At 60.5% G+C, this 14,317-nt stretch carries 16 protein-coding genes; 7 read left to right on the top strand and 9 right to left on the bottom strand.

Features of this window, described 5'->3' with window-relative positions; genetic code table 11:
• Positions 1–34 precede the first annotated feature (34 nt).
• The 5 genes from ACNKU7_RS00830 to ACNKU7_RS00810 all read right to left on the bottom strand — a co-directional run bounded on the left by ACNKU7_RS00830 (position 35) and on the right by ACNKU7_RS00810 (position 3,138).
• Entirely contained in the window at positions 35–898 is an 864-nt protein-coding gene (locus tag ACNKU7_RS00830; protein WP_418295052.1) for an SDR family oxidoreductase, read from the bottom strand.
• A gap of 34 nt (positions 899–932) precedes the next feature.
• Positions 933–1,388: an acyl-CoA thioesterase gene (locus tag ACNKU7_RS00825; protein WP_418295051.1), complete on the bottom strand. Its 456-nt coding sequence runs from the start codon at positions 1,386–1,388 to the stop codon at positions 933–935.
• Between the two features lie 386 nt (positions 1,389–1,774).
• Positions 1,775–2,278: a protein-export chaperone SecB gene (gene secB, locus ACNKU7_RS00820; RefSeq protein WP_418295050.1), complete on the bottom strand. Its 504-nt coding sequence runs from the start codon at positions 2,276–2,278 to the stop codon at positions 1,775–1,777.
• Between the two features lie 137 nt (positions 2,279–2,415).
• On the bottom strand, positions 2,416–2,667 hold the full coding sequence (gene grxC, locus ACNKU7_RS00815; protein ID WP_418295049.1) for a glutaredoxin 3: 252 nt from the start codon (positions 2,665–2,667) through the stop codon (positions 2,416–2,418).
• 60 nt (positions 2,668–2,727) lie between these two features.
• A complete protein-coding gene (locus ACNKU7_RS00810; protein WP_418295048.1) occupies positions 2,728–3,138 on the bottom strand; it encodes a rhodanese-like domain-containing protein in 411 nt (136 codons plus the stop codon).
• A gap of 288 nt (positions 3,139–3,426) precedes the next feature.
• Between ACNKU7_RS00810 and gpmI the strand changes: the two genes are divergently transcribed.
• The 5 genes from gpmI (at position 3,427) to ACNKU7_RS00785 (ending at position 8,608) form a co-directional block, all read left to right on the top strand.
• The gene (gpmI, locus tag ACNKU7_RS00805; RefSeq protein ID WP_418295047.1) at positions 3,427–4,974 is read left to right on the top strand and encodes a 2,3-bisphosphoglycerate-independent phosphoglycerate mutase; all 1,548 of its coding nucleotides are present in this window, start codon (positions 3,427–3,429) and stop codon (positions 4,972–4,974) included.
• A gap of 35 nt (positions 4,975–5,009) precedes the next feature.
• Positions 5,010–6,155: a murein hydrolase activator EnvC family protein gene (locus ACNKU7_RS00800; RefSeq protein ID WP_418295046.1), complete on the top strand. Its 1,146-nt coding sequence runs from the start codon at positions 5,010–5,012 to the stop codon at positions 6,153–6,155.
• A 133-nt stretch (positions 6,156–6,288) separates the two neighbouring features.
• Positions 6,289–6,684, top strand: a complete 396-nt coding sequence (locus tag ACNKU7_RS00795) for a DUF4870 family protein (protein ID WP_418295045.1) — start codon at positions 6,289–6,291, stop codon at positions 6,682–6,684.
• Between the two features lie 169 nt (positions 6,685–6,853).
• Positions 6,854–8,245 carry a S41 family peptidase gene (locus tag ACNKU7_RS00790; protein ID WP_418295044.1) on the top strand — a complete coding sequence of 464 codons (1,392 nt, stop codon included), beginning with the start codon at positions 6,854–6,856 and terminating at the stop codon, positions 8,243–8,245.
• Between the two features lie 117 nt (positions 8,246–8,362).
• Positions 8,363–8,608, top strand: a complete 246-nt coding sequence (locus ACNKU7_RS00785) for a DUF6316 family protein (protein ID WP_418295043.1) — start codon at positions 8,363–8,365, stop codon at positions 8,606–8,608.
• A gap of 27 nt (positions 8,609–8,635) precedes the next feature.
• Here the strand turns inward: ACNKU7_RS00785 and hisF are convergent, their stop codons facing one another.
• The 4 genes from hisF to hisB form a co-directional block, all read right to left on the bottom strand.
• The gene (gene hisF / locus ACNKU7_RS00780) at positions 8,636–9,397 is read right to left on the bottom strand and encodes an imidazole glycerol phosphate synthase subunit HisF (protein WP_418295042.1); all 762 of its coding nucleotides are present in this window, start codon (positions 9,395–9,397) and stop codon (positions 8,636–8,638) included.
• A gap of 12 nt (positions 9,398–9,409) precedes the next feature.
• Positions 9,410–10,141, bottom strand: coding sequence for a 1-(5-phosphoribosyl)-5-[(5-phosphoribosylamino)methylideneamino]imidazole-4-carboxamide isomerase (hisA, locus tag ACNKU7_RS00775; protein ID WP_418295041.1), 732 nt, complete (start codon positions 10,139–10,141; stop codon positions 9,410–9,412).
• Between the two features lie 227 nt (positions 10,142–10,368).
• Complete coding sequence (hisH, locus tag ACNKU7_RS00770; protein WP_418295040.1) at positions 10,369–11,031, bottom strand: imidazole glycerol phosphate synthase subunit HisH; 663 nt, start codon at positions 11,029–11,031, stop codon at positions 10,369–10,371.
• Positions 11,032–11,043: 12 nt separating this feature from the next.
• Positions 11,044–11,631, bottom strand: coding sequence for an imidazoleglycerol-phosphate dehydratase HisB (gene hisB, locus ACNKU7_RS00765; protein WP_418295039.1), 588 nt, complete (start codon positions 11,629–11,631; stop codon positions 11,044–11,046).
• A gap of 150 nt (positions 11,632–11,781) precedes the next feature.
• Here hisB and ACNKU7_RS00760 point away from each other — a divergent pair, with 150 nt between their 5' ends.
• Together ACNKU7_RS00760 and ACNKU7_RS00755 are read left to right on the top strand one after the other, a co-directional pair.
• Positions 11,782–12,072 (top strand): hypothetical protein, encoded by a 291-nt coding sequence (locus ACNKU7_RS00760; RefSeq protein ID WP_418295038.1) that lies wholly within the window; start codon positions 11,782–11,784, stop codon positions 12,070–12,072.
• A gap of 76 nt (positions 12,073–12,148) precedes the next feature.
• A complete protein-coding gene (locus ACNKU7_RS00755; RefSeq protein ID WP_418295037.1) occupies positions 12,149–14,275 on the top strand; it encodes a TonB-dependent receptor in 2,127 nt (708 codons plus the stop codon).
• The last annotated feature ends 42 nt before the right edge of the window (positions 14,276–14,317 follow it).

Here is a 14,317-nt window from a genome sequence, read left to right as displayed (position 1 = left end):
ACTCATGGCCCCGGCGGCGGGCACGTCCCTCGACTCAGGGGTCGAGAAACAGATCCACCGCCAGTTGGTCGGCCTTGGCGGGATTGTGCGCATACTGGGTGAAATCTTCCACCCCCCGCTCGTGCAAAAGTACCTCATCAATCAGCTGGGCCCCATTGAGCCCCTGGTTGCGGGTAATCAAGACCTCGTAAGCCGCATCCGCCATCACCACTGGCTTGCGGCTCTGCTCGAACATTTCCCTTGATCCCACGGCAAACTCGATGGCCGCTGTAGCCACCAGCGTGCGCGGCCACAGGGTTGCGACACTGACCCCCGCTTCACGCAGCTCTTCCGCGAGCCCCATGCTGAGGATGGTCATGCCGAACTTGGACAGGGCATAGGGTGCGAAGGGCCCCAGCCAGCGCGGCTCCAGGTTCAGCGGCGGCGACAGGCTCAGGATATGCGCGCAGTCCGACTGCTTCAGGTAGGGGATGGCGAGGTGGGCGGTGAGGTATACCGCGCGCGCATTGACGTCGAGCATCAGGTCGTAGCGCTTGGGCGGCGTCGACTCGACGTTGGTGAGGTTGATGGCACCGGCGTTGTTGATCACTGCGTCGATACAACCGAAGGTGTCGGCGGTTTTCTTGAGCGCATCCGCGACCTGCTGCTCATCGCGTACATCCACCTGGATGGGCAGGGCCTTGCCGCCGGCAGCTTCAATTTCCTCGGCCACGGTGTAGATGGTGCCGGGCAGCTTGGGATGGGGTTCGGCGGATTTCGCCGCGATGGCGATATTGGCTCCGTCGGCGGCGCACTTGAGGGCGATGGCGCGGCCGATGCCGCGGCTGGCACCGGTAATGAAAATCGTCTTGCCTTTGAGGGCGCCGGTGTTTTTGGTCAGGGTGATCTCTTCGCTCATGTCCACTCCAGTTGCTGGCGGTTATCGATGCGGATCACTGGTCAGACGCGGGTGCAACCTCTTCAACCACGGCCGGGCAGTAGATGTCCTTGAAGGTCTGCGGCATGCGCTTGGGCTTGCCGCTGGAGAGTTCGATGCAGACCATTTCCCAGGTCGCACGCAGGATCAGGGCTTGATCGGCGGCGCGGTAGACCTGGAACTTGCGGGTCATATTGAGGCGGCCGTCGACCTTGGTAAGCCAGGTGCCGATCAGCAGTTCATCGCCCTCTCTGGCGGCCAGTATATAGTCGTACCCCGCCTGCCGGATTGCCATTCCCCGGTCCATGGATTGGTAATTGGTGACATCGAGCCCCAGCTCCACACTGTGCGCCCAGGCAGCGCGCTCGCACCAGCGCACGTATTCTGCATTGTTGGCGTGGTGAAGGCCGTCAACGTGCTCTGCTGCTACCTGGACTTTGTAAATGTAAGGGGCCGAAAAATCCCAATTCATGGAGTAGCTCCGTAAAAAGTTTGTAGCGGGCCTGCTACCTGATGCACGTTCGCGAGACACGCCGTAAACCCATCCCTGGGGGCTCTTCCGCGACATCCCTGTCGCAGAAGGTCTCGCGAACGTGCATCAGGTATCAGCCCCTTCATATCTCACTGCTGTGCTTCGTGAATAGCCTTGAAATCACATGCGAAGAGCGCGCTGGCGGTAACTATTTGCGGGACCGTCTGCGGCCAGGACGGCCGCAGCCGAGCCCCCAGGGATGGGTTTACGGCGTGTCCCGCAAATAGTTACCGCCAGCGTGCTCGCCACAGGCGCCAAAAAATAAGAACGAAAAAACAAAAAAGGCCCCCGAAGGAGCCTTTTTATCAGAGAGCTGAAACTCGAAATTAAGCTTCGGTCTTCTCTTCTGCGCCTTGCTCGGCGGCCTGCTTCTGGGCCTGCTGCAGGGCAGCGGCGAACAGGGCGTCGAAGTTGATCGGCGGCAGCATCAGGGCCGGGAAAGAACCCTTGGTCACTACGTTGTCTACCACTTCGCGGGCATACGGGAACAGGATGGTCGGGCAGGCAGTGTTCAGAGCCTGCGCCAGCTGAGCGCCTTCCAGACCTTTAACGGCGAACAGGCCAGCCTGCTCTACTTCCACCAGGAAAGCGGTCTCTTCTTCCAGCTTGACGGTGATGGTCAGGGTCAGGGCCACTTCGTAAAGATCTTCGTCGATCTTTGCGGTTTTGGTGTTCAGTTCCTGGTTAACAGCTGGTTTCCACTGCTTCTTGAAAACCTCAGCGCCCATCGGAGTCTCGAAGGACAGGTCTTTGAGGTAGATGCGCTGCATCGCGAATTGTACTTGTTGGGCTTCTGCGTTGGCCGCTGCGCCGTTGAGTTCTTCAGCCATGTTACTGCCTGTTCTTTTATAAAAGGTTTATTAACTGCCTTCCCTGATAGAAGACTCCCTGTATGAGTCTTCAAATGGGGGCCTCGAAATACCCTTTCAAGGCTGTAATCAAAATTTCTTGAATTTCAGGCCGAGAATTACGCCAACAGCTTGTCGAGCTGACCGCTGCGTTCAATCGCCATCAGTTCATCGCAACCACCCACGTGATGATTGCCAATCCAGATCTGCGGCACCGTGTGTCGCCCGGCCTTGGCGGTCATTTCTGCCCGCAGCCCCGGCTTGCCGTCCACGGAAATTTCCTTGTACGGGACATTCTTGTTGTCCAGCAGGTACTTGGCACGGATGCAGAACGGGCAGTAGCGGGTGGTATAGATAACGACGTCTTTCACGATTGAGTACCTCTGAATACGCAGGGTAGCCGCTCTAGGAGCCGGCTACCCCGTGATAGATCAACCCTTGACCAGCGGCAACTTCTGGTTCGACCACTCGGACATGCCACCTTCCAGGCGGCGCACGTTATAGCCGGCCTTCTTCAGCTGGCGACCGACGGCACCGGCGTGTTGGCCCATCTTGTCGGCCAGGATGATGGTCTTGTCCTTGAACTGCGCCAGTTCACCAGCGCGTTTCTCAAACTCGCTGTGGGGAATATGGATTGCGTCCACAATATGCCCGGCGGTGAACTCGGAGCGATCGCGCAGATCCACCACCTTGGCTTCATCGCTGTTGATCAGCCGCGTAGCCTCATGGGCCGAGGCGGGTTTGCCCGCTTTCAGGCGTTCGGAAATAGCCAGCGCATAAAGCAGCGCCACCAAAAGGCTCACCAGCAGCCATTGCTCGCTGATAAAGACGAAAAAGTCCACTTCGCCCCCAATAACTCTCTGTTTGTTGTTGTGTGCGACCGAAAGGTCGCCGTGGTCAAAGCCGGCCTGTGACCGAGCCCTGTAAAGGGGGCGGAGTATACACGAGGCATGACCAATTATTAACCAGCAATTTCACTGCACGGGGCAACCCAAAGCTGATCAATACCTGACCTTCCGACCCGAAACAGGTTAAAATCCGCCCCCTGCAAATTGGTGACGCAAAAATCACCAGTTTTCCGGCATCGACGCCCGAGATCTCTATCAACCCAACACAGGAAATCTGATCCCATGGCATCCGCTGAGTTATCGCCCAAACGCCCCCTGGTTCTGCTCATTCTCGACGGCTTCGGCCACAGTGAGCACGCCGAGCACAACGCCATTGCGGCGGCGAACTCCCCGGTATGGGACGAGATCTGGGCCACCCGCCCGAAGACCCTGATCCACACGTCCGGCATGGCCGTGGGCCTGCCGGAAGGCCAGATGGGCAACTCCGAAGTGGGCCATATGACCCTCGGCGCCGGCCGCGTGGTGTACCAGAACTTCACCCGCATCAACAAGGCGATCCAGGACGGCGACTTCTTCCGCAACCCGGCCTATACCGCCGCCGTCGACAAGGCCGTGGCCGGCAACGGTGCCGTACATATTATGGGCCTGCTGTCGGAAGGCGGTGTCCACAGTCACGAAGACCATATCGTCGCCATGGTCACCCTGGCCGCACAGCGCGGAGCCAGGGCGATTTACGTCCACGCGTTTACCGATGGCCGCGACACCCCGCCGCGCAGTGCCGAGCCCTCCATCGCGCGCCTGATGCAGGTATGCGATTCCGTCGGCAATGCCCGTATCGCCAGCCTCAGCGGCCGCTACTTTGCCATGGATCGCGACCAGCGCTGGGACCGGGTACAGCCGGTCTACGACCTGATTACCCAGGGCACCGCCAAGCACCGGGCCGACGACGCCCTGGCGGCACTCGCGGCGGCCTATGCGCGCGATGAAAACGACGAGTTCGTCGCCCCGACCCTGATCGGCGCCCCGGCACCGCTGGCCGATGGCGACGCGCTGATCTTTATGAACTTCCGCCCGGATCGCGCGCGCCAGCTGACCCGCGCCTTTACCGACCCGGCCTTCGACGGCTTTGAGCGCGCGGCGCAGCCCAAGCTGGCCGACTTTGTGATGACCACAGAATACGCCGGCGACATCAACGCCAGCTGCGCCTTCCCGCCGGAAGCGCTGGTCAATACCTTTGGCGAATACCTGCAGAACCAGGGCAAGACCCAGCTGCGCATCGCCGAAACCGAAAAATACGCCCATGTGACCTTCTTCTTCAGCGGCGGCCGCGAAGAGCCCTACAGCGGTGAAGAGCGCGTGCTGATCAAATCGCCAGATGTGGCCACCTACGACCTGCAGCCGGAAATGAGCGCACCGGAAGTGACCGACAAGCTGGTGGAAGCCATCGAGAGCGGCAAGTTCGACGCCATCATCTGCAACTACGCCAACGGCGACATGGTCGGCCACACCGGCGTATTCGAAGCCGCGGTAAAAGCCGTGGAGGCACTGGACGGCTGTGTGGATCGCGTGATCAAGGCTGCACTGGCCGCCGGCGGCGAGGTGCTGATCACCGCCGACCACGGCAATGTGGAAGAAATGTACGACGCCGGCTCCGGCCAGGTGAGCACCCAGCATTCCACCCTGCCGGTACCCTTCGTGTATGTGGGTGAGCGCAACGTGACCATGCGCGACGGCGGCAGCCTTGCGGACGTGGCGCCGACCATGCTGACTCTGATGGGTATGACACAACCAGCAGAAATGAGTGGCGAGCCTCTGGTAAAGTTGGACTAAGTTGGACTGGGCCAAATTCAGGTAAGCTTTTCGCCATGAAATTTTCTGCGTATGCCATCGCTGCACTGCTATCCGCCCTGCTGTTCGCGCCCGCCTGTTTTGCACAGGCGGCCGATGAAGAACAGCAGGCGCGGCTGGCGGAAATCAAGCAGCGCATCGAAACCCTGCAGCAGGAGCTGAACCAGGTCAAAAGTGAGCGCGACCAGCTGCTCAAGGATCTGGAAGCCAACGAGAAAGATATTTCCGAACTGCTGCAGCGGATCGACAAGATCAAATCCGACATGCAGAGCCGCGGCCAGAAGCTGCAGGAACTGAAGCAGGAAGAAAAACAGCTGGAGGAATCCCGGCGAAGTATGCAGCGGCGGGTCGAGCAGGAAGTCGCCGCCGCTTACCGACTCGGTCGCCAGGAGCAGATCAAGCTGCTCCTCAACCAGCAAGATCCCCAGCACATCGCCCGCCAACTCCGCTACCACGACTACTTTCTCAAGCAACGCAGCCGCGTCATCGACGACTACGTCAGTACCCTCTCCGAACTAGAAACCGTCAGCAGTGGCATCCAGCGCGAGCAGGATACCCTGGCCCGCGAGCGCGACCAGCTGGAAGACAAGCGCCGCGCCCTGACCAGCGCCCAGCAGGCGCGCCAGCGCACCCTCGACAAACTGGCGACACAACTGGCCAGCAAGAGCGGCGAACTGGATAAACTGCACGGCGACCGCAGCCGCCTGCAGCGCCTGGTGGACGAGGTTGGCCGCGCGATCGCCAACCTGATCAACCCCAGCGACCAGACCCCGTTCGCCAAGCAGCGCGGGCGCATGCAGTGGCCGACCCAGGGTCGCCGCGCCAATGCCTTCGGCCAGCGCCGCGCCAATGGTATTACCTGGACCGGAGTCACTATCCGCGCCAATGAGGGCAATCCGGTTCAGGCCATTCACCGCGGCCGGGTGGTGTTTTCCGATTACCTGCGCGGCCAGGGCATGCTGATCATCCTCGACCACGGCGACGGTTACATGAGCCTCTACGGACACAACCAGTCACTGACCCGCGCCATCGGCGAGTGGGTGGAGCGCGGCGATACCATCGCCAAGGTCGGCAATACCGGTGGACTTTCCCACAGCGGGCTGTATTTCGAAATTCGCCGCCACGGCAAGCCGCAGGATCCAACCGCCTGGTGTCGCGGCTGATATAGAAGCAGCGCTGACAAAGTGCGATAAAAATTTGTCGCGCATTTCGCGCTTCGGTATCGTTTGGCGAAATGCTGACAAACCCGCAAGATTTCCCCGGATAGCAATGCGCACTGATACAGAAGGAAGAGTCATGGAACAGACCGGTACACAACAGGGACAGTACATCGAAAGAGACAGCAGCCTGCGGCAGATCTGCCACCTCAACTACGCGCTGCAGGCCCTGTCTTACTTTATCGGCATCACCATATTCATCGCCCTGATTCTGGCCTATATCAAGCTGGATGACGCCCGGGGCACCTATTACGAACAGCACCTGCGCTGGCAGATCCAAAGCTTCTGGAAGGGGTTGCTGTTCCTCGCAATCCTGCTTGTCATCGGCCTGGCTATTTTTGCGCTGACCTTTGGGCTTGGCACATTCCTGGCATTCCCACTGGCGATTGCCTGGTATGTCTGGAGCATCTACCGCATTGCCAAAGGCTGGCTTTACCTCACCGAAAACAAGCAGCTGTTCAATCTGTATCGCTGATTTTCACGCTTCCGCGCCCGGCGCTCTGACGCCGGGCCAGGTTAATCCTGCCCTGTCTGCTCCCGCCCGCCACTCCCTTGCAATTACCGCCAGTTTGCCGGCCCAGTTCTAATTCCGGGTCTACAATTCTTCTTGGAAAGAAACGATAAATGCCAAGGACGCGCAGATTATGTTCACCCCGAAATCGCTGGCCCGCTTCATTGGCGCGGCAGCCCTTACCGCATTGCCGCTGATCGGACTCAGCCAGGGCGACGGTGCCGAGACCCCTTCCCTTGAGGCCCAGTCCCGCCTGCCACTGGAGGACCTGCGCAGCTTTGCCAAAGTCTTCGAGCAGATACGGCAGGGATACGTTGAGGAAGTGGACGACAGCACCCTGTTGGAATATGCCATCAAGGGCATGCTGCAGGGACTGGATCCCCACTCCGCCTACCTCGACAGCCGCTCCTTCGACGACCTGCAGGCCAACACCACCGGTGAGTTTGCCGGCCTGGGTATCGAGGTCGGTATCGAAGACGATTACATCACGATCGTTACGCCCATGGACGACACGCCCGCTGCGCGCGCCGACCTGCGCGCCGGCGATGTCATCCTGCGCCTGGCAGGCAAGTCGCTGCGCGGCGTGAGCCTCGATGAAGCGGTGGAGAAAATGCGCGGACCGGTGGGCAGCGAAGTGACGCTCACCATCGGCCGCAAAGGCCACAAGGAACCATTCGACGTTACCCTCAAGCGCGACAAGGTGCGGGTGTACAGTGTGCGCGGCGAGATGCTCGAAGACGGCTATGGCTACCTGCGCATCAGCCAGTTCCAGCTGGACACCGGCGGCGACCTGATGCGGGCAATGAAAAAACTGCAAAAGCAGGGCGAGCTCAAAGGCCTGGTGATCGACCTGCGCAACAATCCCGGTGGCGTACTGCAGTCTTCGGTGGAAGTGGTGGACGCCTTCCTCGAAGAGGGCCTGGTTGTGTACACCGAGGGCCGCAATGAATCCTCGAACCTGCGCTATTCCGCCAGCCCCGGTGATGTCACCAAGGGCGCGCCGTTGGTGGTACTGATCAATGACGGCTCCGCGTCAGCGGCCGAGATCGTGGCGGGCGCCCTGCAGGATCACCGCCGCGCGGTGGTAATGGGCACCGACAGTTTTGGTAAGGGCTCGGTGCAGACCGTAATCCCGATCAATGAAGACCGCGCGATCAAGCTGACCACTGCGCTGTATTTCACCCCCAAGGGCCGCTCGATACAGGCCCAGGGTATCAAGCCGGATATCACCGTTGAACGCGCCACGGTTACCCGCATGGACGGTCGCTCGCGCACCACTGAAGCGGATCTGGCCGGACACCTGGGCAACGGCAACGGCGGTGCGGAAAGTGGCTCGGAAGACCGCAAGCGGGCGAAATCCAAGCGCGAGGACTGGTACAGCCAGGACAACCAGGTATTCGAGGCGCTGAACGTGCTCAAGGGGCTCAACCTCTACGTGCAGCGTTACCAGGCACCGGCACCGAGTACCGCAGACAGCGCGGCACCTGCCGAGCACGCAGCGCAGATTCGCGCAGAGAACCGTTAACCCCCTGGACTTCCAGCGGGAAGTCAGGCGCAAAACCGGCACGCAAACTTTGGCTAGTATTAAAGTGAGCGTGCCGGTTTTTTGAAGTTTTGCAGTTGAAGATGTAGCGAGGTAGTCATGCAGCAGTATCGCCGTGGCGAAGAGGAGCAGCCAATCCCACCCCGCGCAGAGCGCTTCTATAAACTCGGTGACAACTGGTATTTCAATATCAGGGGGGGCAAGGTATTCGGCCCCTATTCCTGTCGCGCAGAAGCGGAAAATGCGGTAGAAAAATTCCTGAATCCGGCCAGAGAATACACCGGGAATGTCCGGCCCTTTGGCAGTCTGCGTGCGCGCCGCTGGCGCAACGCGCACAAGTTCTGAAGATCAGCGTCGCAGAAGCCAGCCTGGTCAGATTCGCATTTCAATGCCGGCATTCTGCATGAATGCCTTGGCTTCGCCCACGGTATATTCCCCGAAGTGAAAAATACTTGCTGCCAGTACGGCGTCGGCGCCACCCTGCAGCACGCCGTCGGCGAGATGTTGCAGGTTGCCCACGCCACCGGAAGCAATCACGGGCACTGACACCGCATCGCTGACCGCGCGAGTGAGGGCGAGGTCAAAGCCGTTCTTGGTTCCGTCGCGATCCATGCTGGTCAGCAGGATTTCCCCGGCGCCGTACCGATCCATTTTCTTTGCCCACTCAACCGCGTCGATTCCGGTCGGCTTGCGGCCACCGTGGGTAAATATCTCCCACTTGCCGTCGCCAACCTGCTTGGCATCGATGGCCACCACGATGCACTGGCTGCCGAAGCGGTCGGCCGCTTCGCGCACGAATTCGGGATTGTGCACTGCGGCGGAGTTGATCGCGGTTTTGTCGGCGCCGGCATTCAGCAGATTGCGAATATCCTGCAGGGTGCGCACACCGCCACCTACGGTCAGCGGAATAAAGACCTGGGAGGCCATTTTTTCCACGGTGTGCAGGGTGGTGTCGCGCTCTTCATGGGTGGCGGTGATATCGAGGAAGGTGACTTCGTCCGCACCCGCTTCGTTGTAGCGGCGGGCGACTTCCACCGGATCTCCGGCATCGCGGATATCGACAAAGTTTACGCCTTTGACGACTCGTCCGGCATCGACGTCGAGACAGGGGATGATGCGTTTGGCGAGGCCCATAAACTTTTCCTGCTATTTATCCCACTCGTCACACAGTTTCTGCGCTTCGCGCAGGTCGAGCTTGTCTTCGTAGATGGCGCGGCCGGTGATGGCCCCGTAGATCTCTTTGGCTTCGAGCAGCTGGCGAATGTCGTCGATGCTGCTGACGCCGCCGGAGGCGATGATGGGGATCTGGACTGCGCGGGCCATTTCCAGGGTGGCTTCGATGTTGACGCCCTGCATCATGCCGTCGCGGGCGATGTCGGTATAGACGATCGAGCTGACGCCGCAGTCCTGGAACTGCTTGGCGAGTTCGGTGGCCTGTACGTCGGACACTTCGGCCCAGCCTTCGGTGGCGACCAGTCCGTCTTTGGCATCGAGGCCGACGATGATGTGACCTTCGAATTCCCGGCAGGCTTCTTTAACCAGTTTTGGATTTTTGACTGCGGCGGTGCCGATGATGGTCCAGGTAACACCGGCATCGAGATACCACTCGATGGTTTTGAGGTCGCGAATGCCGCCGCCGATCTGCACGGGGAATTTGGGGAACTGCCGGGCGATGGCGTTGACGGCTTCGGCGTTCACCGGGTTGCCGGCGAAGGCGCCATTGAGATCCACGAGATGCAGCCGCTTGGCGCCCTGGTTGAGCCAGTGCTCGGCGGTGGCAACCGGGTCATCAGAGAAGACGGTAGCGTCTTCCATTTCACCCTGGCGCAGGCGTACGCACTGGCCGTCTTTCAGATCAATGGCTGGGATTACGATCATTTAATTCACTTCCTGTAGATTGATCCGGGCCCGCATCGTTCTCTGCTGGTCCGGTGGCGGCGCAGCACCGGGGATAGGGTTTCGGAACCACTGTGAATACATCCCTGTACGTTGCGTCGGCAGCATCCCTGTTGCCGACGCTTCCGAAACCCTATCCCCGGCACTCCGCCTTCGCGAATAGATTGTTACTTCGTCAGCGCTTCAATTAAGCAGACTCTCACGCAAAATCAGGCGCTGCCATTCCAGCTGACGAAATTCTTCAGCAACTGCAAACCGGCATCCGCACTTTTTTCCGGATGGAACTGGGTCGCGAAAATATTTTCCCGCGTAACCGCCGCTGCAAGCCTCACGCCGTACGTGGTTTCCCCGGCCACAGCATCATTGTTCTCCGCCGGCACATAGTAGCTGTGCACGAAATAGAATCGGCTGCCGTCTTCGATGTCCGCCCACAGCGGGTGGACGATTCTCTGCTGCACGCGGTTCCAGCCCATATGGGGAACCTTTAACCGTGAGCCGCGGGCGCCAGCTGCGCCCTCTTCATGCAGGTCGGTACCGAAGAACTTCACCGGCTGCGGGAAGATACCCAGGCAATCGACGCCGTTATTCTCTTCGCTGTGGGCCATCATGATCTGCATGCCCACACAGATACCCAGTACCGGCATGCCGGACTCGATGCACTGGTTCAGCAGTGGCACGAAGCCGGGGCGGATGAAGCCTTCCATACAGTCGCGGATGGCGCCGACGCCGGGGACGATCAGGCGGTCAGCGCCTTCGGCCTCTTCCGGCGTGGTGGCGAGAACGACTTTGTCATCGGGGGCAACTTTCTGCAGGGCACTGGCAACCGAGTGCAGGTTGCCCATACCGTAGTCGAGGACGACGATCTTCTGCATTCTGCAATTTCCTCAGAGCACACCTTTGGTGGAGGGCATGGCGCCTTCCATACGCGGATCCGGCGTGAGCGCCATGCGCAGGGCGCGGCCGAAGGCCTTGAATACGGTTTCGATCTGGTGGTGGGCGTTGTGGCCGCGCAGGCAGTCAATGTGCACGGTGACCAGGGCGTGGTTGACGAAGCCCTGGAAGAATTCGTAGAACAGTTCGGTGTCGAACTGGCCGATGCGCTTCTGGGTAAACGGCACGTTCATCACCAGCCCGGGACGGCCGGAGAAGTCGATCACGACCCGGGACAGGGCTTCGTCCAGCGGCACGTAGCTGTGGCCGTAACGGGTCATGCCCTTTTTGTCGCCCACCGCCTGGTTGATGGCCTTGCCGAGCGTAATGCCGATATCTTCCACGGTGTGGTGGTCGTCGATATGAGTGTCGCCATCGCAGGTGATGTCCAGGTCGATCATGCCGTGGCGGGCGATCTGGTCCATCATGTGCTCGAGGAAGGGTACGCCGGTATCGAATTTGCCGGTGCCTTTGCCATCGAGGTTGAGGCTGACCTTGATCTTGGTTTCCAGGGTGTCGCGGTTGACGCTGGCGGTGCGCATGGGCTTTTACATCCTTGATTGCAACTGGGCAGCAGCTTTGCCACCCAATGAGGTAGAAGGCGCGAATTATACGCCCAAACCGGATGGATTTTGGCCGATAGTCTCACATGAAACTTGATTTGCCTGTACGATCAAATAACATACGCCCCCATGAATATGCGCTCCTCCCATAAATCCCGTTTCTGGGCCAGCCTGGTGCTGCTGCTTGCGTTCATCTGCGCACAGCCGGTACTGGCGGAGCATATTCACCTGCAGGACAAGTCCCACGAGCTGTGCGAACTCTGTTTCAACCACATGCCCGCGGCTGTCAGCGGCCCCTTCGTCTATATCCGCGAAGACCTGGCCCCCCTCTATATCCAGCAACAGGCCCCGGTGGCGCGCGACAGCCAGCCGGAGCGCCAGAACGCCCGCGGCCCGCCCGCACCCCTGTCACTCAGCTGATCGATAAAAACCCGAATTGAGTTTTTGGCGCCGGCCTTTGGGTGGTCGCCGCCGATCCGTGACAGGAATAAAAATTATGTACCGAGTAAACACTCTGGCGCTGGCTGTTGCCTGTGCGCTGTCCGCTTCCGTATCCGCGCAGTCCGCCGACAAGAAAGCGACCCTGGAAGAGGTCAACGTGACCGTTTCCCCCCTGGCTAAACCCGCCGATGCGGTCGCGGCGCCGGTATCCGTGCTGAATGGCGACGACCTGCGCAAGTCCGCGGCCGCCACTCTCGGCCAGACCCTCAACAGCCAGCTGGGGGTTGCCAACGCTTCGTTTGGTGGCGGTGTCGGCCTACCGGTCATTCGCGGCCAGAGCGCCAACCGGGTGAAAATCCTGAGCGACAACCTGGATGTGGCAGACGCGTCCAACACCAGCTCTGACCACGCCGCCAGCATCGAACCCCTGCTCGCCAACAGCATTGAGATCCTGCGCGGCCCAGCGGCACTGCGCTACGGCAGCGGCGCCATTGGCGGGGTGGTGAACGTGATCGACGGCCGCATCCCCAGCAAGGTGCCGCAAGCCGTTGAGGGCGCGGTGGAAATGCGCCACGACACCGCCAACGCACAGGACGCCGGTGTGTTCCGCCTGCAGGGCGGGGCCGGCAACCTGGCCTGGTACCTGGACGGCGTGTACCGCGAAAATGGCAACACCCAGATCCCGGGCCTGGCAATCCTCGAGCACAAAGAACACGAACACGAAGCGCACGCGGGCGAAGAGGCCCATGAGGAAGAGTTCAATACCGATGGCTTCGTGGGCAATACCAATGCCCGCGCCAAGAGCGGCAGTGCCGGCCTGTCCTGGGTGACCGACAGCGGCTTTATCGGCCTGTCAGTCAACCGTCTGGAAAACAACTACGGCATCCCCCTCGGCACCCACGCCCACCACGAAGAAGAAGAGGGTGAGGCGCACGCGCTGGAGGAAGAGCACGGCCACGAGGAACACGCAGAGGAAGCCGGTGTGCGTATCGACCTGGCCCAGACCCGCTACGACCTAAAGGGCGAACACGACTTCGGCGATGACTACTGGGACAAGCTCAGCTTCCGCCTCGGCCATACCGACTATGCGCATGTGGAGCTGGAGCCCCACGATGGTCATTATGACGAGGGCACCCGGTTCACCAACAAGGCCTGGGAAAGCCGTATCGAGCTGACCCATGACGACGGCGGCGAGTGGCGCGGCGCCTACGGCCTGCAGTTGTCCCGCAAGGACTTCGCGGCGATTGGCGACGAGGCCTTTATCCGCCCATCCATTACCCGTGCCATCGGCGCCTTCACCATGAAGGAGCGCGAGTGGGGCAAGTGGCACCTGGATCTGGGCGCGCGACTGGAAAACGTCAACGTGGAACCGGAATACGGTAACGACAAAGACTTCGACCTCGTCGGCATCAGCACCGCGCTGCAGTACTTCCTCGCCGAACACCAGCACCTGAGCATGGGCCTCACCAGTGCCGAGCGCGCACCGGTGGCCGAAGAGCTGTTTGCCGACGGCGCGCACCTGGCGGAGTCCCGCTACATCATCGGCAGTGAGTCCCTCGACAAGGAAAACTCCATCAACCTGGAACTGGGTTACCACCACCACAACAAGGACGCCGATGGCTGGCATGCCGCCAAGGTGGAAGCCAGTGTGTTCTACAACCGCATTGGTGATTACATCTACGCCGCCAACACCGGGCTGGTGGATGAAGAAAGCGAGTTCGATATCTACGGCTACACCAACCGCGACGCCACCTTTTACGGTGCCGAGGCATCGGTGCAGTTTCCGCTGTCACAGTCCCTTAGCCTGACCCTGTTTGGCGATAGCGTGCGCGCCAGCTTCGACGACCGCATTGCCGGCGAAAGCCGGGACGTGCCTCGCCTGCCGCCGCTGCGCTACGGCTTCGGCCTCGGCGGCGATTATGACAACTGGAACTGGCAGTGGCGTAACACCCGCGCCACCGCCCAGGATCGCCCCGGCGAACTTGAGGAAGCGACCGCCGCCTACACCCGCATGGATCTCACCGCGCAGTACAACTTCAAGCTGGCCGGCAACGACGCCGTGCTGTTTGCCAACGCGCGCAACCTGCTGGACGAGGAGATCCGCAACGCCACATCCCTGCTGCGCGACTACGCCCCGGAGGCCGGGCGCAGTATCGAAGCCGGCGTAAGGATCCATTTCTAGGGTTTTCGGTACCAACAACTCAGCATTCAGTGCCCGGCTACC

It is taken from the genome of Microbulbifer weihaiensis, from assembly GCF_048323715.1.
Lineage (GTDB): Bacteria > Pseudomonadota > Gammaproteobacteria > Pseudomonadales > Cellvibrionaceae > Microbulbifer.
The sequence above is the reverse complement of the archived record's forward strand: the minus strand, read 5'-3'. Positions and strand labels throughout refer to the sequence as shown.